The organism is Brucella sp. 22210, assembly GCF_052045675.1.
Classification (GTDB): domain Bacteria; phylum Pseudomonadota; class Alphaproteobacteria; order Rhizobiales; family Rhizobiaceae; genus Brucella.
In genome coordinates this window covers 172289-196257 of sequence record NZ_JBQEPD010000001.1, presented here as the reverse complement: position 1 = coordinate 196257, position 23969 = coordinate 172289, and the positions used below count along the sequence as shown (strand labels likewise).

The window sequence follows — 23969 nt, the reverse complement described above, 5'->3', positions numbered from 1 at the left end:
GGCTCAAAGCCCATAAAACGCAATGGCTGAATCGACTGAAATGACTCAATAAAGCCGCAGCAAAACCGGCAGAGCATGAATGTCCTGCAAGTACTCGATAAATTCGAAGAACGGATAGGCCACGAAGAACACCAGACCGTCCGTAAAGGTGCGATAAAGGCGATCCGGCTTCACCGTCACGGTCGTATCGTCATTATAGACCGAGAACTTCGGGAAGAAGCGGGGAACATCGCGGCAATAAGCGCGATACGGTTCGCCGAAATTCTGTTCCAGAAACTTTTCCTCCGTGCGGATGACGATGGAAAAGGCGACGTAGCAAAGAATGCCAAAGCCGACGGCCACGATGATGCTGCCCGTCTGTCCGCCGATGCCCATGGCGCCCAGCGTGCTGAACACATAAAGCGGGTTGCGCGTCATCGAATAAGGGCCGCTGCGCACGATTTCGGCGCTCTTGCGCCCACCGATGTACAGCGTGCACCACATGCGCCCGAGAATCGCGGCAACGATGAAGCTGAGGCCGATGGACTCAATATATTCATGCACCCGCCCAACCCAGGACGAGCGGACGAAAAGCAGCGCGATCACCAGAAGCGCAATCACAACGCCAATCGCCAGACGGCGGCGCTGCTGATACTTCCCCAATTCACCTATTGTCTTCATGATCGTTCCACGGTTGCCATATTCATTGCGGCTCAGTTGCTTACTTGCAAAGAAAAACCGCCCGAAGGCGGCTTTTCAACGACTATACTGAAAAAATCAGCGCGGTGCGAGCACCATCATCATCTGACGGCCTTCGAGCTTTGGCTCGGACTCGACCTTCGCGATTTCGACGGTGTCTTCCTTGACGCGCTGCAGAAGCTTCATACCCAGCTCCTGGTGCGCCATTTCACGGCCGCGGAAACGCAAGGTAACCTTGACCTTGTCGCCTTCTTCAAAGAAACGCACAGCAGCCTTCATCTTCACCTCATAGTCATGGGTGTCGATGTTCGGTCGCATCTTGATTTCCTTGATTTCAACCGTTTTCTGCTTCTTGCGTGCCTCGGCGGCCTTTTTCTGGTTCTGATACTTCAGCTTACCAAGGTCTACGATCTTGCAAACCGGAGGCTCTGCGTTCGGCACGATCTCAACGAGATCGAGGCCCGCTTCCTCTGCCATGGCGATAGCTTCCTGAATGGAAACATCACCGTGGTTCTGGCCTTCGGCATCGATAAGCTGGACCCGGGGAACCCGGATGTCACGGTTGGAGCGCGGTCCGTCTTTCTGGACCGGCGTCGCTCTGAACGGTCGGCGAATGGTCGTTATCTCCTGATTGTTAACGTTCATACGGCAAGAACTTTTGTCGCTTACACGACATATCCCCGATCAAACCGCAGTTGAACGCGGAAATGTCGTCAAGCAAGCGGCGAAGTCAATAGCATCTTTGACAGGAAAAATCACCCCCACGTGATAAAGAGCTAAATCGGGGGCGAAAAGCGACATATCGGTCACATTTCCTTCAATTTCAAGGTGCGCCAAACGCTTGGGTCAATCGCGCGGGTTTCCACGCTCCACAAGACATGGCAAAAGACATCCCAATTATCGGGAGACTCAAATGAGCAATGCGGGGCCAGAACTGGAGCCGGAATTTCTTGACGTGGACGGCGCGAAGATCGCTGTTCGCCACAGAGAGGGCAAAAATCAGCCCGGCGGCGTCTGGCCCGGAGTTGTTTGGTTGGGTGGCTATCGCTCCGACATGCTCGGCACCAAGGCTGTGGTTCTCGACCAATGGGCCGAAAAGACCGGCCACAGCGCGCTGAGGCTCGATTATTCCGGTCACGGCGAATCCGGTGGCGACTTCAACGAGGGCACGATCTCACGCTGGCTCAACGAAAGCCTTGCCGTCTACCATCACTATGCAAAGGGCCCGCAGATTCTCGTCGGCTCATCCATGGGCGGCTGGATCGCGCTGCGCATGGCGCAGGAACTGAAGAAGCAAGGCAAATCGCCTGCCGGTATCGTGCTGATCGCCCCTGCCCCCGATTTCACGGCAGCACTTGTCGAGCCGAGCCTTTCCGAAGCCCAGAAGCGCGACTTGCAGGAAAAGGGCTATTTCGAAGAGCCGTCCGACTATTCCCCCAATCCTTATGTCTACACACGCGCATTGATCGAAGACGGTCGCAAGAACCTCGTGCTCAAGGGCATTATCGAGACGGGTTGCCCGGTGCATATTCTGCAAGGCATGCAAGACCCGGATGTGCCCTATAAGCACGCACTGACACTCGTGGAGCATCTGCCGGTTGACGATGTGACACTGACGCTTGTGCGTGACGGTGACCACCGGCTGTCGCGACCGCAGGATCTCGATCTTCTCATCCGCACGGTTTCCGGTCTGGCAGAACGCGTAGCTGCAACACAATAACGGGCAACAGCATAACGGGGCATCATCATGCGCTTTTCGGTCATCGCGTCATCGGCGGTTGCTGCCATTGTCGGCTTCGGCGGTACGCTGGCGCTGATCATCGCCGCCGCACAGGTTCTAGGTGCAACCCAGGCCCAAACGGCCAGTTGGGTCACCGCCATCTGCCTTTCGATCGCAGCCTCTTCCGCCTGGCTGAGCACGCGCTATCGTATGCCCATCATCGCGGCATGGTCGACACCCGGACTGGCGCTGATCGGTGCGAGCGCCGGTTTCACCATGGCCGAAGCGGTCGGCGCCTTCATCGTGACGGCGCTGGCGCTGATTGCCACCGGACTGATCCGCCAGCTTTCGGTGCTGGTGTCACGCATACCCGCATCGGTTGCCTCCGGCATGCTTGCGGGCGTCTTGCTCAGCTTCGTCATCGCCGCTGCAAAGACCGTCCCCTTCGATCCTGTTTTCGTCCTGCCTCTGGTGGCGCTGTTCTTCCTGATCCGCCTCTTCAACCCATCGCTGGCGGTCATCGCGGTTCTGGTGGTCGGCATGATCTTTGCGCTTGTTTCTGGTCGCTCGCCAACCCTGCCCGCCCCGGAAATCTCGACGCTCACCCTCGTCTGGCCGGAATTCCATCTGGGCGCGATGATCGGCCTCGCCTTGCCGCTCTATCTCGTGACCATGGCTTCGCAGAACCTGCCCGGTTTCGCAGTGCTGCGCGCATCCGGCTATGAGCCGCCGACCAGCGCCTGCCTGCGCGTGACGGGTCTGTTCTCGATCCTGTCCGCGCCCTTCGGCGCATCGACCACCAATCTGGCAGCAATTTCGGCAGCGCTCTGCACCAATCCCGACGCGCATCCAGATCCGACCAAGCGCTGGCTGACCGGCCCTGTCTATGCGGCAATCTATGTGGTGTTCGCTTTGTTCGGCGCATCGCTGGTCGCGATCTTCGCCGTCCTGCCGACAACGCTGATCGCGCTGGTCGCCGGTCTTGCCCTGACCGGCCCGTTCATCAATGCCATGTCACTGGCCCTGAAAGACGAACCGGAGCGCCTCGCAGCCACGATTACCTTCGCTGTCACCGCCTCCGGCATGGCATTTTTCGGGGTCGGCTCCGCCTTCTGGGCCTTGATTGCCGGGCTTGCCGTTACTTTTCTCGAACATTTTCGCAAAAAAATTTCGAGATAATCACATTAGTTAGCTTGGACCCTGCCTGAAACGAAGTGGAATCGGATTGCGACATTCTTGAAATGCCGCAATCCCTTCACCAATTCGAAATCAAGCCGCCAGACACAAATGTCCGCATGATGTGGACTTGGCAGGCCTGATTATTATGGAGCAGACCATGACCAATTCCGCATTGATCCGACCGGCATGGACGCCAGCCACGATTGCGCTGATGGTGCTCGGCTTCTTTCTCTTCTGGCCGCTTGGCCTCGCCATGCTCGCCTATATTCTTTGGGGCGACCGCCTCGAGGGGTTCAAGCGCGGCGTCAACGAGAAGACCGATTCCATGTTCGGTTCTTTCCGCAACTGCCGCAAGAGCGAGAGCTTCAACTTCGGCAGCGCGACCGGCAATGCAGCCTTCGACGACTGGCGTCGCGAAGAACTGGACCGCCTTGCCGAAGAGCGCCGCAAGCTTGACGAAGCCCGCGCCGAATTCGAATCCTATGCCGCTGAGCTTCGCCGCGCACGCGACAAGGAAGAGTTCGACCGCTTCATGGCCGAGCGTCGCGCAGCTGCCAAGAAGACGCCAGCCAAGGGTGGCAAAAACGACATCACTGATCTTTGATAGGGTATAACACCCTGAAATCTCTCGAAACGGCGCGGTTTTACCGCGCCGTTTTGCTTAAAAGAGCTTTTTTGTCTGGCTTTTCACACGAATCGCTTATTCTTAAGCCATGGGCTTACCCTTCCTTCGGCAAATCAGCGGCAACAGGGCATCAGCCAATACGGCGACTGTCCGGAGCGAACGCATCCATGCGGTGGCGGGTCGCGAGTTGCCGTTACGTGTGTTCGAAAACCCGCGTGCCAAGCGGCTGACACTGCGCATCGAAGCTGGCGGAAAAGGACTGCGCATCACAGTTCCGCCCGGCCTGCCCGAGCGCGAGGTACAGAGCTTTCTCAAGCGCCATCAGGGCTGGATCGAAAGCCGCATCACCAAACTTCCGGATCAGCCCGGTGTGCGTCCCGGCGTGAAAATTCCCATTCGCGGCGTGCCGCACCTCATCATGCATCAGCCCGGACGCGGCACAGTCGACCTGCTTGAAGGCCCAGAAGGCAATGTGCTGCTGGTTCATGGCGATCCCAGCCATTTGCCGCGCCGTCTGGCCGATTATCTCAAAGGTCAGGTGAAGCGGGATATCGAAACGCTGGTGGTGCGCCATACGGCGACTGTCGGGCGCAAGGCCAAGGCTGTCCGTTTCAAGGACACCAAGAGCCGCTGGGGTTCGTGCACCTCGGATGGCGTTCTTTCCTTTTCATGGCGTATCGGCATGGCACCCCCGGCCGTCATCAACTATCTCGTCGCGCATGAAGTCGCGCATCTGATCGAGATGAATCATGGGCCGCAATTCTGGAAACTCTGTCAGGAGCTTTGCCCCGATACGGAACGCTGCAAGGCGTGGCTGAAGCGAAATGGCAGCGCATTACAGGCTATAGACTTTACATGAACCCATCGATACTGACCGCCGCCAAGGTGCTGTGGGACTACCACTGCATTTACGATCCCATTCCGGCATCCGATGTCATCATCGGACTGGGCAGCTACGATCTGCGCGTGGCGGAGCGCGCCGCCGATCTCTATCTCGAAGGCATGGCCCCGCTGGTGATCTTCACCGGCAAAAGCGGTCACTGGACCGAAAACCTTTACCCCGCCAGCGAAGCGGAAGCCTTTGCCGAAGTGGCAATGCTGCGCGGTGTGCCCGAAGAGGCAATCACCATCGAACCGAACGCCACCAATATTGGCGAGAACATCCGTTTCTCGCTTGAAAAAATGCTGCCGGGGGTCATCAGCCCGATTTTCGTCACCAAGCCGCAGACACAACGCCGGGTCCACGCCACCGTCGCGCGGCAATGGCCGGAAGCAAAGGCCAGCGTGACGGCGCCGCTCCTTTCCTTCGAAGAACAGCCGACACCCTCCTATCCGGTGGATATGCTCATCAACGAGATGACCGGCGATCTGGAGCGCATTCTGGACTATCCGGCCAAAGGCTACCAGATTGCGCAGGCTGTTCCCATGGAGGTCATGGAAGCGTATGATTTCCTGATCGCACGCGGTTTTGACGGACATACCGTCAGAGATTAGTTGCGAATAGGTGCGAACGGCTTGAGAAGCGCCTCGTTTTGTGCGACGGGAAACCCATGGCTTTGGATATCAAGATATGCGGGCTGAAAACGCCTGATACTGTCGCTGCCGCTCTTGACGGCGGTGCGACGCATATCGGCTTTATCTTTTTTCCAAAGAGTCCGCGCAATATCGCACCCGATGCCGCAGCCGCGCTGCGCCCTGCCGCACTTGGTCGGGCCAAGGTTGTCGCCGTGACCGTCGATGCAGACGATGCGATGCTGGACGAAATCGTCAGCACCGTAAAACCGGATATTCTGCAACTGCATGGTCATGAAACGCCGGAGCGCGTGCGCTTTGTAAAAGAGCGCTACCGCCTGCCCGTCATGAAGGCCTTTGCGATCCGCAGCGCCGACGATCTGGTCGCTATCGCACCCTATAAGGGCATTGCCGACCGCTTCCTTTTCGACGCCAAACCGCCGAAGGGATCGGAATTGCCGGGCGGCAACGGGGTCTCCTTCGATTGGGGCCTGCTCGATGCGCTTGACGCGGATGTCGATTACATGCTTTCCGGTGGATTGAACGCTGGCAACATTGCCGAGGCGCTGCACGAGACGCACGCGCCGGGCATCGACATATCGTCTGGCGCCGAGCGCGCACCAGGCGAAAAGGACGTGCGTCTCATTGAAGATTTTTTCCAGGCTGTCGCCGATGCGGATGTATCACCGTCCGCCAGACGTACCCAGACAGGGGTGGCCTGAACATGACGGAGCGGAAGCGTTGAACAAGCCGGTTGAACCCAATTCCTACAAGACAGGCCCGGATGAAGAGGGCATGTTCGGTATTTTCGGCGGACGTTTCGTCGCCGAGACGCTGATGCCGCTGATCCTCGAATTGCAGGAGGCCTATGAAACGGCCAAGAACGATCCTGAATTCAAGGCCGAGCTTTCCGCCCTTTCGACCTATTATGCCGGTCGGCCTTCCAAGCTGTATTTTGCTGAAGGCCTGACCAAGCATTTGGGCGGCGCGAAGATTTACTTCAAGCGCGAAGACCTGAACCACACGGGCAGCCACAAGATCAACAACTGCCTGGGCCAGATTCTGCTGGCCAAGCGCATGGGCAAGACGCGCATCATCGCCGAGACCGGCGCTGGCCAGCACGGCGTTGCATCAGCCACCGTCGCGGCACGTTTCGGCCTGCCTTGCGTCGTCTATATGGGCGCAACGGACGTTGAACGTCAGAAGCCGAATGTGTTCCGCATGAAGCTGCTGGGTGCCGAAGTAAAGCCGGTCACGGCTGGCAACGGCACGCTCAAGGACGCGATGAACGAAGCGCTTCGCGACTGGGTCACGAATGTTGAAGACACCTATTACCTGATCGGCACAGCTGCCGGTCCGCATCCTTATCCGGAACTGGTCCGCGACTTCCAGTCGGTCATCGGCACGGAAGCCCGCCAGCAGATTCTCGAACAGGAAGGCCGTCTGCCGGATGTCATCATCGCGGCTGTCGGCGGCGGCTCCAATGCCATCGGCCTGTTCCATCCTTTCCTCGACGACGCATCGGTCAAGATCGTCGGCGTCGAGGCAGGCGGTCACGGTCTCGATGGTGACGAGCATTGCGCATCGATGAGCGCGGGTCGGCCCGGCGTTCTGCACGGCAACCGCACCTATCTGCTCCAGAACGAAGACGGCCAGATTCTCGAAGGCCATTCGGTTTCCGCCGGTCTCGACTATCCGGGCGTCGGCCCAGAGCATTCCTGGCTCAAGGATTCGGGTCGCGTCGATTACGTGCCGATCCTCGATACGGAAGCACTGGATGCCTTCCAGCTTGCAACCCGCGTCGAAGGCATCATTCCGGCGCTCGAATCCGCCCATGCCATTGCGCAGGCCGTCAAGATGGCGCCAACCATGGGCAAGGACCAGATCATGATCGTCAACCTGTCTGGCCGTGGCGACAAGGACGTCCACACGGTCGGCAAGCTGCTCGGCATGGATATCTGAGGACAGAATGGGCAAAGACGCTGCCGAGCTTTCCACCTACAGACCGCGTGCCGCATGGTTCGACGGCCTGACGGAATGCGGCCCGGCGACGATCAAGCTCAACATCATTGAAGCGGACCCTTCCAATCCGCTTGCCGAAGCTGCGGTGGGCATCGCCCGCAGGCAGATCGCAAATGCTGCGGCAAGGCTTGAAGCCCTGCCGCATCAGGACGCCGGTTTCGCCATTCTCCATCAGGGTGAGGAAAGCCTGTGGCTTCTGCTGCACTGGTGGCTGGAAGGCGGCATCGCAACGGAAATGCTGTGGCAGTCCGAACTCGGCGACGAGATCGAATTCATGCCCGCACAGCCCTTGCTGATGGCCTGCGTCTGGGAACTCGGAATTATTGACTTTGAACGGCGCGCTTGGATGGAGACGGCCATGTCCGGCAAACCCATCGCCGATTATCTTGCGCGCACTTTGCCACGGGGCACGGTATGACCACTCGCATTGACACCAAATTCGCCGCGTTGAAGACCGAGGGCCGTCCGGCACTGGTCACCTATTTCATGGGTGGCGATCCCGACCTCGAAACCTCGCTCAAGGTCATGAAGGCGCTGCCGAAGGCCGGTGCGGATGTGATCGAGCTGGGCATGGCCTTTTCCGATCCGATGGCTGACGGCCCGGCCATCGAAGCTGCTGGTCTGCGTGCCCTGAAAGCCGGACAGTCGCTGACCAAGACGCTCTACATGGCTGCCGAATTCCGCAAGGAAGACGACACGACCCCGATCGTGCTGATGGGCTATTACAACCCGATCTATATCTATGGCGTCGAGCGCTTTCTCACTGACGCCAAGGCTTCCGGCGTCGATGGCCTGATCATTGTCGATCTGCCGTCGGAGATGGACGCTGAGCTTTGCGTCCCGGCCATGAAAGCTGGCATCAACTTCATTCGCCTGACCACGCCGACCACCGACGACAACCGTCTGCCGAAGGTTCTGCATAATGCATCGGGCTTCGTCTATTACGTCTCGATGAACGGCATCACCGGCTCGGCCATCGCCGATACGGCGCGCGTCGGCGATGCGGTACGTCACATCAAGAAGAGCACAGATCTGCCGATCTGCGTCGGCTTCGGCGTCAAGACGCCGGAACAGGCTGCCGCCATTGCCGCCCATGCGGATGGCGTCGTTGTCGGCACGGCAATCGTCAATGCGGTGGCCGGTGAATTGACGCCGGAAGGTGCCCTTAAGGGCGATCCTGTGGCCGCTGTGAGCAAACTTGTCGGTGCACTGGCGCAAAGCGTTCGCACAACACGCCTTGAAGCCGCCCAATAAATCGTCCATTTAAGCGGGTAGAGTTGCTTTTCCGCATAAGCGGGCGCAAAGACGCCCGCACTTTCTGTCGGAAATGCTTGCCGTCGAAGAACAAGAAACGGAACCAAACGTCATGAACTGGATCACCAACTACGTTCGTCCGAAGATCAATTCGATGCTTGGTCGTCGCGAAATGCCGGAAAACCTCTGGATCAAGGATCCGTCGACCGGCGAGATGGTGTTTCACAAGGATCTGGAGAGCAACCAGTTCGTGATCCCGTCTTCGGGCCATCACATGCGCATCAAGGCGAAAGACCGCCTGCGCTTCTTCTTCGACAATGGCGAATATACCACGCTCGACGCACCGAAGGTTCCGGTTGATCCGCTGAAATTCCGCGACGAGAAGAAATATATAGATCGTCTCAAGGATTACCGCACCCGCACCGGCATGGACGATGCCATCGTCAATGGCCTCGGAACCATCGAAGGTCTGCCGATTGTCGCCACCGTGCAGGATTTCGGCTTCATGGGCGGCTCGCTCGGCATGGGCGCTGGCGAAGCGATCATTCAGGGCTTCGAAAAGGCCATCGAGCTGAAGCGTCCGCTCGTTCTGTTCGCTGCATCAGGCGGCGCGCGCATGCAGGAAGGCATTCTCTCGCTGATGCAGCTTCCGCGCACCACCGTTGCTGTGGAAATGCTGAAAGAAGCGGGCCTGCCTTACATCGTCGTGCTCACCAACCCGACCACGGGCGGCGTGACGGCTTCCTACGCCATGCTGGGCGACATCCATATCGCTGAACCGGGTGCACTGATCGGCTTTGCCGGTCCGCGCGTGATCGAACAAACCATCCGCGAAAAGCTGCCGGAAGGCTTCCAGAGCGCTGAATATCTGATGGAACACGGCATGGTGGACATGGTTGTGCCACGCACCGAGCTGAAGGAAACGATTGCACGTCTCCTGAAGATCATGACCAAGCAGCCGGCCAACACCGACAGCCCGGTATCGCCAAAGCCGGATAGCGATAGCAAGGCGGCCTGACATGGGCAGCCAGATCGTGGCAGGCAAGGCGGCTGCCGCTATCGAGCGGCTGATGCAACTGCATCCGAAAGGATTTGACCTCTCCCTGGACCGCATTCGCGGTCTATTGGAGAAGCTTGGCAATCCGCATCTCAAACTACCGCCTGTGATCCATATTGCCGGAACCAACGGCAAGGGATCAGCGACCGCCTTCTGCCGCGCCATTCTTGAGGCGGGCGGCTTTGACGTCCACGTCCACACCTCTCCGCATCTGGTCAACTGGCACGAGCGCTATCGTCTGGCTGCGCCCGGTGGTGGCAAGCTGGTCGAGGACGATGTACTGGCCGATGCCATCGAGCGCGTTGCAACTGCCAATGGCGGCCAGCACATTACGGTCTTTGAAATTCTCACCGCCGTAGCCTTTGTGCTGTTTGCCGAGCATCCCGCCGATGTCGTCATCATGGAAGTCGGCCTTGGCGGTCGTTTTGACGCGACCAATGTCATTCCAGAACCTGCCGTATCGCTGATCATGCCGGTCTCCATCGACCATCAGGCTTTTCTTGGCGACCGCGTGGAGCTGATCGCCGCCGAAAAGGCCGGGATCATCAAGAAGGATTGCCCGGTTGTTGTCGGCTTTCAGCCTTTCGATGCGGCGCGGGAAGTGCTCGTTTCGACGGCGGATCGTCTGGGCTGCCCGGTTTCGGTCTACGGACAGGATTTCCTGGCCTTTGAAGAACATGGCCGCATGGTCTTCCAGAACGAAGACGGGCTGATTGATCTGCCGCTTCCGCGCCTGCCCGGCCGTCACCAGATTGCCAATGCCGCCGCCGCTATCGAAACAGTGCAGCTTGCGGGCTTCAACATCCCCGACAAGGCCGTCGAAAAAGCGCTGATGGTTGTGGATTGGCCCGCGCGCATGCAGCGTCTGACGCACGGAACACTGGTCGATCTCGCGCCCGCAACCTCTGAAATCTGGCTCGACGGTGGGCATAATCCGGGTGCAGGCGCAGTGATTGCAGAAGCTTTCGGCGATCTCGAAGAACGCAACGCGCGTCCGCTGTTCCTGATTACCGGCATGATCAACACCAAGGACCCTGTCGGCTATTTTGAAGCCTTTGCAGGCATGGCGCGCCATGTCTTCACCGTGCCGATTCCATCCAGCGATGCAGGCATACCGAACGATGCGCTGGCCGTATCGGCCCAAAAGGCTGGTCTGTCAGCCGAACCGGTCCACTCAGTCGCCAATGCGCTGAAGCTCCTGCACGATACATGGCCTGCCGATGAAATCCCGCCGCGCATACTGATTTGTGGCTCGCTCTATCTGGCTGGCGAAGTATTGGAAGAGAACAATACGCCGCCCACCTAATAAATTTAGAATATTATGAGATAATTATTAATCACTATTTCGCCTTTATTTATATCCATTAATTACTGATTGTATTTTTAATGATGGATATTTAAATGCGAAATACAATTATTATTTCAACAATTCTATTTTTGAGCTTTTCGGCTACATCTTCTTTTGCTGCGAGTACCACAAACGGAGCCCACACAAAGGGAACTCGCACCAAGGTGATGCCATTTTGCGCTATTGGTACAAATCCTTCTGCCGATGGCAAATACTATATTCTGGGCACGCATGACGAATGCAAGCCGATCAATACCGGTGACACTGACACCAAGAAGAAGTCGAAGTAAGCGCACGCGAGCTTCCTCAAACAATAAAAAACCCGGCACCAAGGCCGGGTTTTTTTATTGGAATGCTGTTATGCCGCTTTAACACGCATCTTATCCGAAAACTGTTTCACAGTTTTCGGGATGCGCTCTGATTAAGCGGCAGAAGCCTTGATCCAGTCGGCAAGGCGGCTCTTCGGAGCAGCGCCAACCATATTGGCGGCGAGTTCGCCGTCCTTGAACATCAGGAGCGTCGGGATCGAGCGCACACCGAACTGGGCTGCGAGTTCCGGATTTTCATCGATGTTGACCTTGGCGATCTTGACCTGACCGGCCATTTCCGCAGCGATCTCATCAAGCGCCGGAGCGATCATCTTGCATGGACCGCACCATTCCGCCCAGAAATCCACCACGACCGGCTCGTTCGACTGAAGAACGTCCGACTGAAAATTGCTGTTATCGACCTTAACGGTTGCCATAGGGCTATCCTCTACATTGGTAAGAACGGCAGACATCTTCACAGACTCACACGCAATCCGCTCTTTCTTCGCTATATCATGTGGCGTGTCCGCTGCCATCCGTCAAGTTCTAGTTATTGAACTTTCCTTGAGAGTCTTTCAGCGCCTGCATGGCTTCATCAAGAACAGTATCAGACAGCGGCAAAAGGAACGGTCCCTCGGTAAAGAGCAATGCTGTTTCCACGACCCGCCCCGGATAGAGCGGCTCCAGCAGCGCCTTATAAAGTGCGAGCTGTGCACGATAGGCAAAAGGAACCGCCTCGACGGTCTTTGGCGGCGGCCTGTTGGTCTTATAGTCGACAACGAGCACACGGGTCTCATCAACACTGATACGATCGACCTGACCAGACACGGCATGATCGCGCCCGCCAAGATTGATCGTGCCCATGATTGCAACTTCGCCACGGGAACCAGACGCGAAAACCGGCGCAAATCGCTGATCACCCAGTATGGCCTTCACGCTCAGAACGGCATTGTGGCGCTCGGCCTCAGGCCAGTCACCCGCTATCCGGGCGAGATAATCTTCCGCCAGCTTTTCCCGCTCTCCCTCCGGAACTTCAGGCAGGTATTGCAGCAGCATGTGGATGGCCGTGCCGCGTCGCAAGGCAAAGCCGGGCGCACCGTCACCGACGATATCCCCGAGCACAGGCGAGCTGACATCAAGCGGCGGCTCTTCATCCGCCTCGATCAGCGCTGACGCACCAGAAGGCGCCAGAGGACGCGGGAGACCCGCTTCGGGCTTTACCGGCAGCAGATATTCCGGCGGCAGATCGGGCAATGGGGTCGCCTTTGCCTGATCCGGCTCGATAATTTCCGTCAATCCGCGTGGCGTGTTGCGGTAGCGCCGGGCGGCGACACCTTGAACGGGATGCACGAAGGTCTCGGATTTGACGGCAAGCGCGTCCTCGGCAAGCCGGTGCCAGGTCTCACCGCTTTCGCGCGTGCCGCGATAGCCGCAGATGATGAGGCGGTCTTCGGCGCGCGTCATGCCGACATAGAGCAGGCGGCGATATTCTTCCTCAGCGCGGGCTTTCAGATCTTCGACACGTGAAGCGGTAAAGCCGGTCTGCCATCCGCCATTCGGCTGCCAGAGATAGCCTTTCACCGGCGCACCATCATGCGGCAGATCATAGGGGATCAGCTTGGGCGCACGGCTTCCCGTCCAGACGGCGCTACCGGGATCAACCAGAAACACAACCGCACCCTCAAGGCCTTTGGCCGCGTGGACGGTCATAAGGCGCACTTCGTTGCGGCCCTGATCCAGCTCCCGTTTGATTTCCGGCGAGGCTGCATCCAGCGTTTCGAGGAAAGCCTGCAAGCCCGGCAGACCCGCGCGCTCGGCAGAGAGCGCGTAGTTCTGAAACTCGTCGATAATGTCGCCCGCTTCCGGCCCAAGCCGCGCCAGAAGCTTTCGGCGCGCACCGTCGGCGCTTAGAATGCGCGCATAGAACTCGAAAACCGGCATCGTGTCGGCCATGCCGCGCCAGCGGCTCAAGGTCTTGCGGATCGCGCCAAGCGCCTCATCGTCACGCGAGACGCGATAGAGATGCTCGAACAGCGTCGAGCCTGACCCACGCGGATAAGCGAGCGCAAACAGCCTGTCATCATCCCAGCCGAAGAGCGGGCTTTTGAGAAGCGAAGCCAGCGAAAGATCATCCGAGGGCTGCAAAACGAAACGTCCGAGCGCCATCAGATCCTGAATGGCGATATGGCTGGTGAGGCGCAGACGGTCCGCACCGGCCACAGGGACACCAAGGTTCTTCAGCGCCCGTGACAAGGCAGGCATGAATTGATCACGCTTGCGCACCAGCACCATGATGTCACGCGGCGCGATGCGCCGGTTCTGACCCGGTATGGGTTCGCCTCTATCCAGCCAGTAGCGGATGGTGGCGGCGATCTGCTCGGCCAGTCGCACGGCAGGCGCTGCAAGATGATCGACAGGCACGCGCCAGTCATCCGGCTCTTCCACCGCTTCCGGCGTCAGCATGTCCCAGATTTCCACCTCGCCTGGCGCGTCGGCGCGGATAGCATCGTGGACCGTAGCACCCGCAAGCCCGCGATTGGCTTCCGGTCTTGCAAATACTTCATCCACCGCCTGCAACACATCAGGAGCTGAACGAAACGAGAAGTTGAGACTGACACGCTCAAATTTCAGATCGGCATCGCCTGCGCGAAGACTGACCGAGCGGCCCTGCGCGGCGAAATCTTCCGGTACGGCCCCCTGGAACGAATAGATCGACTGCTTTTCGTCACCGACCGCAAACAGCGTGCGTTGCAGGTTGCGCTGGCCGAGACCGGAAAAGAACTCCTCCGATAACATGCGGATGACCTGCCACTGGTCGGGGCTGGTATCCTGCGCTTCATCAACGAGGATATGATCGATGCCGCGATCAAGCTTGTACTGTACCCACTGCCCTGCCCCATCGCGGGCGAGCAGAGCCACGGTCCGCGTGATCAGATCTTCAAAGTCGAGCAGACCGCGCTTGCGCTTGAGATCATGATAGCGTTGCAGAAGATCGTCGATCAGCGTCAGCGCGGCCAGATTGAGCCGCACGAGGCGCAATTCCTTCAGCCGGTCGAGCCCCATTTCAACACGGGAAGCAGCGCCATCAAACGCTTCCTCGAATTCCGGCAGCAGTTTCTTCACTGCCGCCGAACCGACATAGGCACCTGATTTCGGCTCTCCGGTGCTTTTCAGAAATGCAGCGCGCAGCACGGCCTCGCGGTCACGGGCGGCGCTCACTTTGTCGTAGCGCTTCAGCTGTAGCGCAAAATCATGCGCACGCGCCGCACCCTTCTGGATCGAAAGAATGAGATCGAGCGCGTCATCGGAAAATTCCGGAACCGGCCAGAGTTCAGCCAGAATATCACTTTCGCGCTCATCCGGATGGAAACCGAATGCACGATGCAGGGTCTCGACGCGCGTTTCGGCAACGCCCAATTCTGCAATATAGCGCTGCAAGCCGTTACGCCGGTTTACAGCCTCGTCCAGCAGCGATTGCAGCCCCATTTCGCCTGATGCCTGCAAGACATCGGCAAAGGCAGCTGCAATATCCGTATCGCCGCCGCCATGCGCGGTTTCGAGCAGCTGACGCCGTGCTTCGCCCACGAGTGCTGCCTGCATCAGATCGTCCATCATCTCGAAATGACCGGCGATATTCGCCTCAAGTGGAAACTGATGCAGGATTGCTTCGCAAAACGCATGGATGGTCTGAATTTTCAGGCCGCCCGGCGTTTCCAGTGCGCGGGCGAAAAGCCGCCGTGCCACCGCGAGACGAGGCGCGCCCGGCCTGCGACCTTCCAGCGACTTCAGCTTCTCTTCCAGTTCACTATCCGGCAGCACCGCCCATTCCGACAGACGCGCAAACACGCGGTTCTGCATCACGGCTGCCGCAGCCTTCGTATAGGTGAGGCAGAGGATTTTCGAGGGATCGGTCCCTTCGAGCAACAGGCGGATAACGCGTTCGGTCAGAACATGCGTCTTGCCAGATCCGGCATTGGCCGACACCCAGACCGACGCGGCGGGATCGGCTGCTCGTGTCTGTGCGTCGATGGTTTCCGGCGGGATATAGAGTTTCTTCTTCATTCGCCGCCCTCCCCACCGGCATCGCCGCCAGCGGACCATTCCAGCACTCGCGCAAGGTGATCATAGTCGCCCGTCAGGTCAGTTTCGCGGAACGGTAGCGCGCGCGAAAGATAACCCTTATCCGGCTTCTGATATTCAGCAAGCAATTGTGCAAGGCGCTGCCACGCTTCTTCACCCAAAGCTGGCGCGGTTTTTTCGGATGGTGGTCTGCTGATCTTCAAGATAGATTCCGGTTTCACCTCGCCACCGGCCCGAAGCCGCACATAGGTGAGATCCGACGCCCGAACAGAGCCGACCTCGCGGAATGCGCCACGCACCAGAAGAGCAGCCTCCAGCGCCAGCTGCGGCGACAGCAGAACATGCGCCTGACGCGGCGAAGGCGTGGAACCGGTTTTATAGTCGATGATATCCGCGGTCCCGTCCCGCATCAGATCGATACGATCGGCACGCCCAGAAAGGGTGATACCAAGGTTTTCGATCTCCCGTTTATCCGAGGCGATTTCCGCAAACCGTGTCTGCACATTATAGGCCCGCTCCCGCTCCCACTCGAGAAACTGCGGGATCAGCGCCGTGAAGCGTGGCCACCAGACGGCTTCGATCTCGGTCGGCAAATCCATATCGGCAAACAGGATGCGCCCCAGTTCCATCAAGCGCTCGGCGGCGTCAGGAGACAACGGGTCGATATTTTCCTGCGTGAAATGTCCAAGAATGTCATGGAACAGCGTGCCGCGTTCCGCCGCCGCCGGATCACGAATCAATGGCTCCAGCGGACGCAGCTTGAGAATTTTCTTGGCGAAGATCGCGTAAGGATCTCGACGCAGCGTTTCCACTTCCGTGACGGAGAAATGTTTGGGCCGCGCTGCAACCGGCGGCGCAGGTTCGGGCCTTTTGACGAAAGGTACATCCGGTGCCCGATCTATCTCCCGCGACCAGTGCAGGAAACGTTGGCCACGCTGGCGCATTTCCTTTGTCACATCCGCACCCAGCACAGTTTCCAGTCGCTGCAACCAGCGCGATGTCACCGTTGGTGCGTTGTCGGAACGCTGCGAGCGCGACAGCACCACATGGTCCATGCCAAGCGCCATTTGAAAATCATGCGCGGCAAGGCCCGTGCGCCGCTCTGGCGGATCAAGCGCGATCATCGCTTTCATCGGGCGTGACATGAAGGGATCGTTACGCGTCTTGGCAGGCCAACTGCCTTCGTTCAGACCACCGATCACCACCGTATCGACCGTCTGTAGACGCGCTTCCAGCGCACCCCAGACGAAGACGCGCGGATGACCGCCCGGATGCGGCTTGACCGTTTCGCCAGCCATCAGCGCATCCAGAATTGCAGGCCATTCGCTGGCTTCGAAATACAGTTCCGACTCGCTGGAAACCAGACCGCGCAGGAAGGAAGCAACCTTTTCGCCGCGCTCACCGGAATAGAAGGCCGCGACACTGCCGTTTTCGTCGCGCGCCATGTTTTCAATGGCTTCCGCTGTTGCCCGTGCTATCTCAGCAATATTGGTTCGTCGGCTTGTTGTCGCGAAAGGCGCCAGCGGCGCCACGGCCTGGGACAGGTTTTCGCAAAGACCGCGCGCAGCTGCGATCATCTCCGGCGTGATACTGTCGTGCCATGCCGGACGCCAGGACTGGTTGGCGCTTTCTTCCAGTCGTCGATCGAAGAAAGCTGGCAGGTCAGTGACGGAAGCGCGGCCGGTGCCGCCGCGAAAGGCAACAAGCTCCAGCGTTTCGCCAGCCAGACGCCGGTCGATGCGCGGTGTTTCCAGCCGCAGCAAAGGATGCTTCACCAGCGCCAGCAAGGCCACCGGATCGCCGGGATTGAACACCGTTTCCACCGTCAGGCGCAGAAGCGTCGAGGTCTCCACATCGCGCAAATGCCGCCCGCCGGAATCATCGGCATCAATGCCGAAACGCGCCAGTTCTCCAACCACGCGCCGCGCCAGATTGCGGTCCGCCGTCACCAGCGCCGCGATCTTGCCCTCCTCGTGAATGGCATCGCGCAACGCCAGCGCCACCGACAGGGCTTCCTCGCGTTCGTTTGCCGCCTCAATGAGGTCGATTTTGTGGGCCGAAGCCAGAAGAACATCCGGCTGCATATCCGGGTGTTGGCTGAGCGCACCCCACGCATCAGTCGTTTCCGCCGGCCGCAGCGCTTCACTCACAACGCGTTCCAGAACCCGCTTCGATTTTTTCTTGCGCATGATCTCATCCGAAAAGTCTGTCAACTTTTCGGGATCATGCGTCGGCATATCCTCAATATGCTCGACATCTTCGCGGAGAGTCCCGATAGCGCGCAGCAGCTTGTGCAGGCCATATTGCGGATGCCCGAAGGTCGAAGGATTATCCTCGGCTTCGCCCAGCATCTTCCACGCATCATCGTCCAGATCACGATCAAGCCCCGGCAGAACGACTGCGCCATTCGGCAGATGGGCGATAACGGAAACCAGTTCGGCGGTGGCCGGAATGGAACCCGTTGAACCAGCCGCAATGACCGGCCCCGGAGGTGGGTTATCACGCAGGCGCGCCACCTCACCCCAGATCAGCTCGTTGCGGTGTGCTGCCGGGTTGGACAGCTTGCGCTCGGCCAGAATATCGGGCCACAGCTTGGTAACGATATCGAGGAAACCGAGCGTCACCCGCCACCAGTCGGCAAGATCATCCGGCGCGATCGTGGCAAGCTCACTCCATTTCGCACCATCGGTTTCCACCTGATCCATCAGCCCGGCCAGATCGCGGGCCAGCCAGATGGCATCGGCGGTCGTGGCCGGAACCGATACATCGTCAACGCCGAACAGCGCGCGCACATGGGCAGGCAGGGATTCACGCCATGGACGGATCAGACGCGCCAGCAGCAAAAGCCGCTCGGCCTTTGCAATTGGCGGGTTGAGGTCGAATACGCTCGCCGTCCCGGCATTGAAAAAAGCTGCATCCTCATCCACATCGCCCAGCGGTCGTATTGCTGGCAAAATGGCGCTCTTAGCCGGATTCATATCGACGATAACAGATCGCAACGCGCGCGCTGCACGACGCGTCGGCACGTAAATCGTTGCGCTGGCCAGTGCCAGAGGATCTGCGGGATTGCCGGGAAAACCTTCGATCAGCCTTCCCTCAAGCAAGGCCTTGGCAAAGGCTGGCAGGAAGGGCGTTCCGGAAGGAATGGAAAACAGCCTTGGCTTTGTTTTGCTCATGCTGTTTCTCTCCTTCATCAATTACTTCGGCTCAAACCAGTGCGGAAAGTGCGGCCTCCGCTTGCGCTATGGCCTCTGGCGTGCCGACCGTCAGCCAATGCCCGACCATGGGCATACCATAAAGACGGCCTTCAGCTATGGCCTTATCGAAATATCGATTGAGCGATGCCACTTCAGGCGTTGCACCTGCAAAAATGCGCGGGTGAATGATACCCGCCCCGGCATAGATCAGCGGCGTTCCGGACACATCGCGGGCACGACGCAAACGGCCTGCATCATCAGCGACGAAATCGCCCTTCCCTTCGAAACCGGTGGCCTGACCAAGCCCCGCCGTCATCAGCAGGATATCCATGCGGGTATCGTCCCAGGCTTCGCTCAAAGCCGTAAGATTGGGCTTCGCTGTATCGCCCACCCAGAATGTATCGGCGTTCAGAAGATAGAACGGAGACGTTCCCAGTAGCGGCAATGCCTTGACGATACCGCCTGCGGAATCGAGCAGCAGATCACGCTCGTCGGAAATGACGATATGCGGCTCCGCCCGGTCGGCGAGATAATCATCCAGTTGGTCGGCTAAGTAATGGACATTTACCACCGCGTTGGGCACGCCAATAGCTTCCAGCGCGTCCAGACCCCAGTCGATCAGCGGCTTTCCCGCGACTTTGACCAGCGGCTTTGGAATTGTCTCGGTGATGGGGCGCATACGCTTGCCAAGCCCCGCCGCCAGAACCATGGCCGTCTCAGGCATTTTCATTGCGCACTAGCCCTTCCTGCATCAACCCCAATTCGCGAAACCATGCCGCCACCGGCGCCATGACCGGATGAACAAGCACACGCCCGAGATAATTATGGATGCGCGGCAGATGGTTGAGATAAGCCGGTTTGCCGTCACGCTCATCAAGCCGCACAAAGAGGCCGAGCAGCTTGGCATTGCGTTGCGCGCCCATGGCCGCATAGGCCTTGCGGAACAGAGCTTCGTCGAAAGCATGGCCGAGGCGACGGCGCTCCTCACAATAAGCCGCCACGACCGCCTGTTCCAGTTCGACGGAGATGGTCACGCGCGCATCGAGCGCCAGCGAGGCCACATCATAGGCAGCGGGACCGATCATCGCATCCTGAAAATCGATGGTTCCGATCCTGTCCTTGCCTTCAGCTTCCGGAAACCAGAACAGGTTCGGCGAATGATAATCGCGCAGCAACAGGCTCTGTTCGACGTCGGCGATATCGGCAATCACCTTGTCCCATGCGGCTTCGTAAGCTTGCTTTTCAGCGTCGGTCAGTTGCCGCCCCATCATGCGCGGCGCATACCACTGCCCGACAAGGCTCACCTCAATCATCATGGCATCACGGTCGAAAGGCGCAATCAGGTGATCGGCGTAGCCATCGAGAGGCACGCGGTTCGGCCAATCCACACCATGCACATGCGCGAGAAAGCGCCCTGCCGCCTCGTAGCGTTCCGCCACCGGCTCACCGGATTCAGCACGCACGCCCTCAACGCCCAGATTTTCCAGAACCAGAAAACCTGCGTCCAGATCAGCGGCCCGCATTTCGGGCACGCGAAAACCATGCGCGGCCAGAAGCCCGTCAATGGCCGCGAAAGCCAGAATATTTTCGGCCAGATGCGCAATCTGCCGATAGGTCTTGCCGTCACGCAACGGCGGATCATAGGGCATCTGCGGCGCATTCATGAGAATTTCGACGCCATGCGCAGTGCGGATCGTTTCATATTTGCGCGGAGATGCATCGCCTTGCAGATAACGCCGCTCGGCACCCTGTCGGTCGTGGCGGTCAAGGAAAGCGCGAATGGCCAGCGAGCGCTCCAGACGGCTGATCGCCGCCTGCGGCCCGGTAATGGCGATGCACCGCCCTGCCCCTTCATGCGAAAGCGTGACCGAGAAATTCGCTTCGGGCAAAAAGCCCTCGCCGCGTTCCGGCCATTCGGAAAGCACAACACCATCGTCCAGAAATTCGACCAGTCCCAGTTCATCGAGTTCTTCTCCCGACGACAGGCGATAAAGATCGGCATGGGCAACCGGTAGACGAAGCGCTTCGTAGCTCTGCACCAGCGTGAAGGTTGGGCTTGGCACTTCCAACCCTGGATCGTCAGCAATGGCGCGGATTATTGCGCGTGCCAGCGACGACTTCCCCGCCCCCAGATCACCGGAAAGCGTGACCAGATCGCCCTTTTGCAGAGCGAGAGCGAAGTCCTCGCCAAACCGGAGTGTGGCGGCTTCATCGGGCAGGTAGGATTCGAGAATCTGTGTTTGGGCGCTCATGGGCACCGTTTACCTTATTCGGCAGCAACACGGAAGCTGCGTGTCTCCGAAGGGAAGCGGCAGATGACGGTCGTTCCCCTGCCCGCGCCGGTCTCGATATCGACCTTGCCGCCATGCAGCTCCACGAAGCTTTTAACGATGGCGAGGCCAAGCCCGGCACCGCGCTTGCGCCCGCCATTGGGGTAGGACTGGAAGCGCTTGAAGACAGTGTCCAGAACTTCCGGCGGCATGCCATGCCCGTCGTCATGAACAGAGAAGACCACTTCGGACCCTTCACGGGCGACCTGCAAGGTGACCGTCGACCCCTCCGGCGCGTAATTCGTCGCGTTGGACAGAAGGTTGAAAAGCACCTGACGCACGCGATTGGCATCAGCCTTGAAGACGTCCACATCGTCGGCAATATCGACATCAAGGCCGATATCATGGTCGCGCAGACGTTCGCTCACCCGCGAAGCTGCAGCGGAAATCGCTTCCACCACCGAAACATCGCCGATCTCCAGCTCCATGATGCCGGCATCAACGGTCGCAAGATCGAGAATATCGTTCACAATGGTCAGCAATACCGAGGAAGACGTGCTGATATGCTCCAGATATTCGACCTGACGCTCGTTGAGCGAGCCGAAGGACGGGGTCTGCAGCAGTTCGGTAAAGCCGATAATGTTGGTCAGCGGCGAACGCAGCTCGTAGGAGACGTGCTGTACGAAATCGTTCTTGATCTGGTCGGCCAGTTCCAGCGCTTCGTTCTTTTCCTTCAGGGCGCGTTCAACGCGCACAGTATCGGTCACGTCGATGAAGGTGAGCATGGTCTGCCCCTTGGGCAGCGGCACCACGGCGAAGGACAGGATCACACCGTCATCCAGCTCCACCTGCCCCATGCGACCGTCACGCTGGTCGAGGAAACCGGTCACCGAGGACACGAAATCGTCCCACAGACCGTTTCCACCGCGTTCGCGGCAAAGCTTTGAAATCGTGGAGATATGCGTACCCACCACGACCATCGCAGCAGGCAATGACCACAAATCCGCAAAGGACGGATTGGAAAGGCGCATGCGGCCATCGGAGCCGAACACCGCCACGGCCTCAGCCAGATGATCCAGCGTTTCGCCCTGAACCTTGATCAGCGTGTTGTAGCGGCCTTCGAGTTCGAACTTTTCCGTCATATTCTCGAAGAACCAGGTCACGCCGCCTTGCGGATGCGGATTGGCCACCACACGCATCGTGCGCGTATCCGGCAGATGCCACATGTGCTCCTGCGGCTCGACAGCGCGATAGGCGGACAGCATGCCGTCTTTCCATTTGCGCCATTCCGGCTGTTCCGGCAGCTTGCCTTCGGACCGCAGGCGGTCGAAGAGCAAGGTGTTGCTCGGCTGGGTTTCCAGCCAGGCCGTATCGAGCGACCAGAGCTTCGCAAAGGCCTGATTGAAGAACTGGAGCTTCATTTCGGGATCGAAAATCGCTACGGCCGTGGAGAGCTGATCCAGCGTTTCAGCGTGGCTCTTCAGCGTGCGGCTCAGTTCTTCGCGCACCTGCTCGACTTCACTCAGATCAAAGCCGAGACCGGCGGAACCGCCCTCGGCGCTCACATCGGTCACATCGAAAATTCGGCGATCGCCGCGCACAACTGTCGGTAGTTGCTCATGCAGAACCGGCTCGGCAAAACGATCCCGCTCCAGACGGATCCGCGCTTGTGCGCCGAAAAGCTCACGGCCCTCTGCTATCGTCTGGCTGGTATCGGGCATATCCACCGCACGCGCATAGGCCTGATTGACCCATTCGATGCGGCCATTACCATCGCGAACCCAGACCGGTTGCTCGATGCGTTCTAGCAGGCGGCGCAGGAGTTCAACCCGTTCCGACAATTCGCGGTTCTGCGCCTGAAGTGCGGCGCGTTCCGCCTGAACGCCTTGCAGGCTGAAGAAGCGGGCGACGGCCAGACCGCCGGACGTGCGGCCATAAACATCGAGCAGCGTGCCATTATTGGTTTCGACCGTCAGATCGAAGGTGCGCGCATGTTCGCGCAGCGACGCGACGGCGCGTTCGAGTGCCGTCACCGATTGCGGACGCAGCCAGCGACCGAAAGCCAGAAATGCCGAACGATCCTGCGGCGCACCGCTTTCATCCGGCAATTGTCCGACCACATCGGCCCGCACTGTATGACCGTCCCAGACGACGATCCGCTGATCCTTGAGATTGAGAAGCGCTTCATTGCGCTGCGCAGTGAGGCTCAGATCGGAGAGTTTTGAACGCAGGTCCTTGTTTTCATTGGCAGCGCGCGAACGCTCGCGAATGAGCCAGCCTGCGGAAAGCAGCGCCGCGCCCATGGCGCCAACAAACATGGAAAACTGGATAACTTCGAAAGCACCGACGCTGCCGCCGCCAAAAGGCAGCTCGATGCGTGCCCCATCAGCGCCCTGCGCGAAAGCAGGCATTGCGGCAAGAACGGCGGAAACCGACACGGTCGCCTTCAAAACGACCTGCCGAAGCGGCTTTGCAATACAAGCAAGGGCAACCGTCAGGCTTCTGCCTTTTCCGATTGTGGAATTGCCCCGGGCCTGATCCGGTAAGCCGACTTCTGGCATGTTTCCCTTTTCTCCGCCACCCGACTGCACAACCCGTAAAAACGGACGCGCACCCGCATTTCAAACACTTCAACGTCTCGATTGGCCATCACGCACCGCCACAGTGCCCGATAGCCAAACGTGTTTCAGGGACGAAGCGACCAGTCGCTTCCCGCCGA

21 protein-coding genes are annotated in these 23969 nt (G+C 59.0%); 13 read left to right on the top strand and 8 right to left on the bottom strand.

From position 1 onward, the window contains the following. Window positions 1–45: 45 nt before the first annotated feature. Together ACTJKP_RS00965 and infC are read right to left on the bottom strand one after the other, a co-directional pair. Window positions 46–660 carry a methyltransferase family protein gene (locus ACTJKP_RS00965; RefSeq protein WP_440629386.1) on the bottom strand — a complete coding sequence of 205 codons (615 nt, stop codon included), beginning with the start codon at window positions 658–660 and terminating at the stop codon, window positions 46–48. A gap of 96 nt (window positions 661–756) precedes the next feature. Beyond that, on the bottom strand, window positions 757–1209 hold the full coding sequence (gene infC, locus ACTJKP_RS00960) for a translation initiation factor IF-3 (protein WP_318282644.1): 453 nt from the start codon (window positions 1207–1209) through the stop codon (window positions 757–759). Between infC and ACTJKP_RS00955 the strand changes: the two genes are divergently transcribed. The 13 genes from ACTJKP_RS00955 to ACTJKP_RS00895 all read left to right on the top strand — a co-directional run bounded on the left by ACTJKP_RS00955 (window position 1186) and on the right by ACTJKP_RS00895 (window position 11685). Then, window positions 1186–1377, top strand: a complete 192-nt coding sequence (locus ACTJKP_RS00955; RefSeq protein ID WP_318282643.1) for a hypothetical protein — start codon at window positions 1186–1188, stop codon at window positions 1375–1377. The two genes, infC and ACTJKP_RS00955, sit on opposite strands and share 24 nt — an antisense overlap. A gap of 214 nt (window positions 1378–1591) precedes the next feature. Beyond that, a complete protein-coding gene (locus ACTJKP_RS00950; RefSeq protein WP_440629385.1) occupies window positions 1592–2398 on the top strand; it encodes an alpha/beta hydrolase in 807 nt (268 codons plus the stop codon). Between the two features lie 27 nt (window positions 2399–2425). Beyond that, window positions 2426–3577 carry a benzoate/H(+) symporter BenE family transporter gene (locus ACTJKP_RS00945; protein ID WP_138784080.1) on the top strand — a complete coding sequence of 384 codons (1152 nt, stop codon included), beginning with the start codon at window positions 2426–2428 and terminating at the stop codon, window positions 3575–3577. 157 nt (window positions 3578–3734) lie between these two features. Continuing rightward, on the top strand, window positions 3735–4181 hold the full coding sequence (locus ACTJKP_RS00940) for a DUF2852 domain-containing protein (protein WP_078337666.1): 447 nt from the start codon (window positions 3735–3737) through the stop codon (window positions 4179–4181). 109 nt (window positions 4182–4290) lie between these two features. After that, window positions 4291–5061, top strand: coding sequence for a M48 family metallopeptidase (locus tag ACTJKP_RS00935; RefSeq protein ID WP_440629384.1), 771 nt, complete (start codon window positions 4291–4293; stop codon window positions 5059–5061). Beyond that, window positions 5058–5696: a YdcF family protein gene (locus ACTJKP_RS00930; protein WP_440629383.1), complete on the top strand. Its 639-nt coding sequence runs from the start codon at window positions 5058–5060 to the stop codon at window positions 5694–5696. The genes ACTJKP_RS00935 and ACTJKP_RS00930 overlap by 4 nt, the downstream gene beginning before the upstream one ends. 56 nt (window positions 5697–5752) lie before the next feature. After that, window positions 5753–6436, top strand: coding sequence for a phosphoribosylanthranilate isomerase (locus ACTJKP_RS00925; RefSeq protein WP_440629382.1), 684 nt, complete (start codon window positions 5753–5755; stop codon window positions 6434–6436). Window positions 6437–6455: 19 nt separating this feature from the next. Beyond that, window positions 6456–7676 carry a tryptophan synthase subunit beta gene (gene trpB, locus ACTJKP_RS00920; RefSeq protein WP_113533760.1) on the top strand — a complete coding sequence of 407 codons (1221 nt, stop codon included), beginning with the start codon at window positions 6456–6458 and terminating at the stop codon, window positions 7674–7676. 7 nt (window positions 7677–7683) lie between these two features. Beyond that, entirely contained in the window at window positions 7684–8154 is a 471-nt protein-coding gene (locus ACTJKP_RS00915; RefSeq protein ID WP_078337662.1) for a hypothetical protein, read from the top strand. Continuing rightward, a complete protein-coding gene (gene trpA, locus ACTJKP_RS00910; protein WP_151588514.1) occupies window positions 8151–8990 on the top strand; it encodes a tryptophan synthase subunit alpha in 840 nt (279 codons plus the stop codon). Before ACTJKP_RS00915 ends, trpA begins: the two co-directional genes overlap by 4 nt. Before the next feature lie 112 nt (window positions 8991–9102). After that, complete coding sequence (gene accD / locus ACTJKP_RS00905; protein WP_078337660.1) at window positions 9103–10008, top strand: acetyl-CoA carboxylase, carboxyltransferase subunit beta; 906 nt, start codon at window positions 9103–9105, stop codon at window positions 10006–10008. 52 nt (window positions 10009–10060) lie between these two features. Next, window positions 10061–11353, top strand: a complete 1293-nt coding sequence (locus tag ACTJKP_RS00900; protein WP_440629622.1) for a bifunctional folylpolyglutamate synthase/dihydrofolate synthase — start codon at window positions 10061–10063, stop codon at window positions 11351–11353. A gap of 95 nt (window positions 11354–11448) precedes the next feature. Then, complete coding sequence (locus ACTJKP_RS00895; protein ID WP_440629381.1) at window positions 11449–11685, top strand: hypothetical protein; 237 nt, start codon at window positions 11449–11451, stop codon at window positions 11683–11685. 131 nt (window positions 11686–11816) lie between these two features. Here ACTJKP_RS00895 and trxA read toward each other — a convergent pair whose 3' ends face one another. From trxA to ACTJKP_RS00865, 6 genes are all read right to left on the bottom strand, one after another. Next, window positions 11817–12140: a thioredoxin gene (gene trxA / locus ACTJKP_RS00890; RefSeq protein WP_078337659.1), complete on the bottom strand. Its 324-nt coding sequence runs from the start codon at window positions 12138–12140 to the stop codon at window positions 11817–11819. A 109-nt stretch (window positions 12141–12249) separates the two neighbouring features. Next, the gene (gene addA, locus ACTJKP_RS00885) at window positions 12250–15765 is read right to left on the bottom strand and encodes a double-strand break repair helicase AddA (RefSeq protein WP_440629380.1); all 3516 of its coding nucleotides are present in this window, start codon (window positions 15763–15765) and stop codon (window positions 12250–12252) included. Beyond that, window positions 15762–18959 carry a double-strand break repair protein AddB gene (addB, locus tag ACTJKP_RS00880; RefSeq protein WP_440629379.1) on the bottom strand — a complete coding sequence of 1066 codons (3198 nt, stop codon included), beginning with the start codon at window positions 18957–18959 and terminating at the stop codon, window positions 15762–15764. The genes addA and addB overlap by 4 nt, the downstream gene beginning before the upstream one ends. Window positions 18960–18990: 31 nt before the next feature. After that, window positions 18991–19710, bottom strand: coding sequence for a nucleotidyltransferase family protein (locus tag ACTJKP_RS00875; RefSeq protein WP_440629378.1), 720 nt, complete (start codon window positions 19708–19710; stop codon window positions 18991–18993). Further along, entirely contained in the window at window positions 19697–21232 is a 1536-nt protein-coding gene (tsaE, locus tag ACTJKP_RS00870) for a tRNA (adenosine(37)-N6)-threonylcarbamoyltransferase complex ATPase subunit type 1 TsaE (RefSeq protein WP_440629377.1), read from the bottom strand. Before tsaE ends, ACTJKP_RS00875 begins: the two co-directional genes overlap by 14 nt. Window positions 21233–21246: 14 nt before the next feature. Then, window positions 21247–23811: a PAS-domain containing protein gene (locus tag ACTJKP_RS00865; protein WP_440629376.1), complete on the bottom strand. Its 2565-nt coding sequence runs from the start codon at window positions 23809–23811 to the stop codon at window positions 21247–21249. Between the last annotated feature and the right edge of the window lie 158 nt (window positions 23812–23969).

Bases quoted from the DNA above. Each gene is read 5' to 3' on its own strand.
- ACTJKP_RS00965 (WP_440629386.1), bottom strand. From the start codon at position 660: ATGAAGACAATAGGTGAATTGGGGAAGTATCAGCAGCGCCGCCGTCTG.
- ACTJKP_RS00950 (WP_440629385.1), top strand. From the start codon at position 1,592: ATGAGCAATGCGGGGCCAGAACTGGAGCCGGAATTTCTTGACGTGGAC.
- ACTJKP_RS00945 (WP_138784080.1), top strand. From the start codon at position 2,426: ATGCGCTTTTCGGTCATCGCGTCATCGGCGGTTGCTGCCATTGTCGGC.
- ACTJKP_RS00940 (WP_078337666.1), top strand. From the start codon at position 3,735: ATGACCAATTCCGCATTGATCCGACCGGCATGGACGCCAGCCACGATT.
- ACTJKP_RS00935 (WP_440629384.1), top strand. From the start codon at position 4,291: ATGGGCTTACCCTTCCTTCGGCAAATCAGCGGCAACAGGGCATCAGCC.
- ACTJKP_RS00930 (WP_440629383.1), top strand. From the start codon at position 5,058: ATGAACCCATCGATACTGACCGCCGCCAAGGTGCTGTGGGACTACCAC.
- ACTJKP_RS00925 (WP_440629382.1), top strand. From the start codon at position 5,753: ATGGCTTTGGATATCAAGATATGCGGGCTGAAAACGCCTGATACTGTC.
- ACTJKP_RS00915 (WP_078337662.1), top strand. From the start codon at position 7,684: ATGGGCAAAGACGCTGCCGAGCTTTCCACCTACAGACCGCGTGCCGCA.
- trpA (WP_151588514.1), top strand. From the start codon at position 8,151: ATGACCACTCGCATTGACACCAAATTCGCCGCGTTGAAGACCGAGGGC.
- accD (WP_078337660.1), top strand. From the start codon at position 9,103: ATGAACTGGATCACCAACTACGTTCGTCCGAAGATCAATTCGATGCTT.
- ACTJKP_RS00900 (WP_440629622.1), top strand. From the start codon at position 10,061: ATGCAACTGCATCCGAAAGGATTTGACCTCTCCCTGGACCGCATTCGC.
- ACTJKP_RS00895 (WP_440629381.1), top strand. From the start codon at position 11,449: ATGCGAAATACAATTATTATTTCAACAATTCTATTTTTGAGCTTTTCG.
- trxA (WP_078337659.1), bottom strand. From the start codon at position 12,140: ATGGCAACCGTTAAGGTCGATAACAGCAATTTTCAGTCGGACGTTCTT.
- addA (WP_440629380.1), bottom strand. From the start codon at position 15,765: ATGAAGAAGAAACTCTATATCCCGCCGGAAACCATCGACGCACAGACA.
- addB (WP_440629379.1), bottom strand. From the start codon at position 18,959: ATGAGCAAAACAAAGCCAAGGCTGTTTTCCATTCCTTCCGGAACGCCC.
- ACTJKP_RS00875 (WP_440629378.1), bottom strand. From the start codon at position 19,710: ATGAAAATGCCTGAGACGGCCATGGTTCTGGCGGCGGGGCTTGGCAAG.
- tsaE (WP_440629377.1), bottom strand. From the start codon at position 21,232: ATGAGCGCCCAAACACAGATTCTCGAATCCTACCTGCCCGATGAAGCC.
- ACTJKP_RS00865 (WP_440629376.1), bottom strand. From the start codon at position 23,811: ATGCCAGAAGTCGGCTTACCGGATCAGGCCCGGGGCAATTCCACAATC.